2 protein-coding genes and 2 pseudogenes are annotated in these 2,996 nt (G+C 72.9%); all 4 read left to right on the forward strand.

Annotated elements, in window-relative coordinates; translation table 11 throughout:
• Positions 1-252 (forward strand): annotated as a pseudogene (locus tag FV222_RS29940) (acyl-CoA transferase); the annotation flags it as partial.
• 421 nt (positions 253-673) lie between these two features.
• The gene (locus FV222_RS21715) at positions 674-1,612 is read left to right on the forward strand and encodes a lytic transglycosylase domain-containing protein (RefSeq protein ID WP_238272558.1); all 939 of its coding nucleotides are present in this window, start codon (positions 674-676) and stop codon (positions 1,610-1,612) included.
• A gap of 86 nt (positions 1,613-1,698) precedes the next feature.
• On the forward strand, positions 1,699-2,604 hold the full coding sequence (locus FV222_RS21720) for an alpha/beta hydrolase (RefSeq protein ID WP_147752256.1): 906 nt from the start codon (positions 1,699-1,701) through the stop codon (positions 2,602-2,604).
• A 212-nt stretch (positions 2,605-2,816) separates the two neighbouring features.
• Positions 2,817-2,996: pseudogene (locus FV222_RS21725) on the forward strand (O-antigen ligase family protein); the annotation flags it as partial.

Genomic DNA, 2,996 nt, shown 5'->3' on the forward strand with positions numbered 1-2,996 from the left:
CTGCAGGACGGGGTCGCGGGCGGCGCGCGGTTGTCCCTGGCCCGCACGGCGCAGCTGCTCCTCGACACCGAGCCGACGGCGTCGGCAGGGGAACTCGCACCGGAATCCGACGGCGATTTCTCCGCCGCCGTCGAGGCGACGGCGTGGGGGCCGGCGCATCGCTTGCGGCCGCCCCTGGCGATCGACGGCGCGCCGATGGCCTGGCCGCTCCCGGCGCGGCGCCTCGGCACGGATCGCCCCGCCTGGGTGTGACCGCGTGGATTGATCGCCGGTCGCGGGATGCTAGATCGGAGCGGGTGACACGGGGCGGTCGCACGCCGACCGCCGCCAAAGGGCTCGATCGCGAGGCATGACGGTTTCCGCTCGAGCGTCCACGTCGTCACCGAAAGATACGCGTTCGCGCCCCGTCCCGCCTCCCTCTGCAGAATCGCGCATTCCCCCGTCTCATCGGAGCCGAGTGCGATCGTCCCCGATCGTCCCCTCCCCGTCATCCCGGGGCGCCGAAGGCGAGCCCAGGATCCAGAACCGCAGGTCGTGCTCGGTTCTGCGCTGTCGGCGGCTCTGGATCCCGGGCTCTGCTGCGCAGACACGGGATGACGGAGAGGGTGTGACGACTGGGTGTGCGAGGCTTGTGAGCCCGCTCGCCTCACCTACAGATGGGACAAGGAAGGCGCTGGCGCTTTCCGCACTCGCCGTCCTCCTCCTGGCCACGCCCGCGCACGCCCTCCCCTCCGACGGGGCGACCGAGACCGTCGAGCAGGCGTTGTGCCGGCTGATCGAGGGGGCGGCGCGGGCGCGAGACCTGCCGGTGCCGTTCCTGACGCGGCTGATCTGGCGCGAGAGCGCGTTCCGCGTCGGCGTGGTCAGCCCGGTCGGCGCGCAAGGCGTCGCCCAGTTCATGCCCGGCACGGCCCGCGAGCGCGGGCTCGTCGACCCGTTCGACCCCGAGCAGGCGATCCCGCACGCCGCCCACCTGCTCGCCGACCTGAAGCGGCAATTCGGCAACCTCGGCCTGGCGGCGGCCGCCTACAACGGCGGCCCGGGGCGGGTGACGAACTGGCTCGCCGGCAGCGGCGGCCTGCCCACCGAGACCCGCGCCTACGTGCTCGCGATCACCGGCGCTCCCCCCGAGGATTGGCGCGGGGGCGCCGCGCGGATCGAGATGGGGCCGCCGGAAGGCGGCGAGACCACGGGCGGCGCGGCCAAACTTGCGGAAACCAAGCCCGCGGAGACCAAGGCGCGGGAGGCCGCGAAGGCCGATCCTGCGCCCGAGCCGCAGACCTGCCTCCAGGTCACGGCGAGCCTGCGCATCCCGTCGCGCGGCGATCGCTTCGCCATCGGTGCCAACGAGGGGCCGGCCGCCCCGTGGGGCATCCAGCTCGCCGGCAACTTCTCGAAGTCCCTGGCGCTGGCGACCTTCTCCCGCGCGCGCGCCACCTACGCCAAGGTGATCGGCGAGGTCCGCCCGATGATCATCGGTACGCGCCTGCGCAACCGCGGCACCCGCGCGTTCTACCGCATCCGCATCCCGGCCGAGAGCCGGCAGGCGGCCGACGGCCTGTGCGGCCGCATCCGCAGCGTCGGCGGCGCCTGCATCGTGCTGCGCACCTGACGCACGAACGAAGTTCGGCGCGATCCGGTCATGAATCCGCCCCGAGCCGCGCGCCATCTGGCGTTCGCGGCCCAATCGGACATCGAATGACACGAATCTTCACGGCTCTCGCCAGCCTGGCATGCCTCGCGCTCGCGGCGATCGGCATCGCCGCCTGCTCCCCCCTCGCCCTGTTCGACGCGATCGGCCCGCGCGATGCCGGCGGACGGCAGGTGCTGCGCGACGAGCCCTTCGGCGAGGGCCCGCGCCGGAGGCTCGACGTCTACGTCCCGGTCAACGCCCCCGAGAACGCGCCGGTGCTGGTGTTCTTCTACGGCGGATCCTGGCAGAGCGGCTCGAAGGCGGATTACGCCTTCGTAGGCCAAGCGCTGGCCGCCCAGGGCTTCGTCACCGTGCTGCCGGACTACCGGCTCTACCCGGAGGCGCCCTTCCCCGGCTTCCTCGAGGACGGCGCCGCGGCCATCGCCTGGGTGCGCGACAACATCGCGGCCTATGGCGGCGACCCGCGCCGGATCGTGCTGGCCGGGCATTCGGCCGGCGCCTACAACGCCCTGATGCTCGGCCTCGACACGCGCTACCTCAAGGCGGCCGGCGTCGACCCGAAGGTGATCCGCGCGGTCGCGGGCCTGTCCGGCCCCTACGATTTCCTGCCCTTCGACCAGGACACCACCCGCAAGGTGTTCGGCCAGGCGCCCGATCCGCGCGCGACCCAGCCGGTGGCCTTCGTCGGGCCGAGCGCGCCGCCGGCCTTCCTCGCCACCGGCGCCGACGACACCCTCGTGCGCCCACGCAACACGCAGAGCCTCGCCGCGAAGCTGCGCGACGCCCGCGTGCCGGTGCAGGAGCGCGTCTATCCGGGCCTCGACCACGCCGACACGCTGCTCGCGCTCTCGGTGACCTTCCGCTCGAAGGCCCCGGAGCTCGCGGAGATGGCCGCCTTCCTCAAGACCCAGGCGGCGAGCCGGCAGTCCATGACGATCGGGCGGCGCTGAGCGGCGACCGCGCGTCAAGGTTATCGCGAAGTCGCGCGGTGGTTCGGGCTGGTTCTCGGTGACCGCCGGGCCGGTTCCGGGCTACGCTGGCTTGGTCAACCGACGAAACGCTCGGACGGAATGCTCGCTTGTCTTCTGCTCCAGGGATCGCAACGCGGATCGGACGGGTCGAGTCTTCCGCGGTTCCAGCCGCGGGCGACCTTCCGGACTGGATGCGCGTGCTCCTGAATGGGACGGTGCTGGTCGTGCTGTGGAACCACCTCTGGTTCCACGATCTCGCCAACCGCTCGACGCTCGCGGCCTCCGAGGACGGCAGCGGGCTCACGCAGGTGATCTTCCTCGGCCTGGGGGCGGCGATGGCGGCGGCCCTCTGGCGGCTCGGGCCGGCGCGG

Source organism: Methylobacterium sp. WL103 (genome assembly GCF_008039885.1).
GTDB classification, from domain to species: domain Bacteria; phylum Pseudomonadota; class Alphaproteobacteria; order Rhizobiales; family Beijerinckiaceae; genus Methylobacterium; species Methylobacterium cerastii.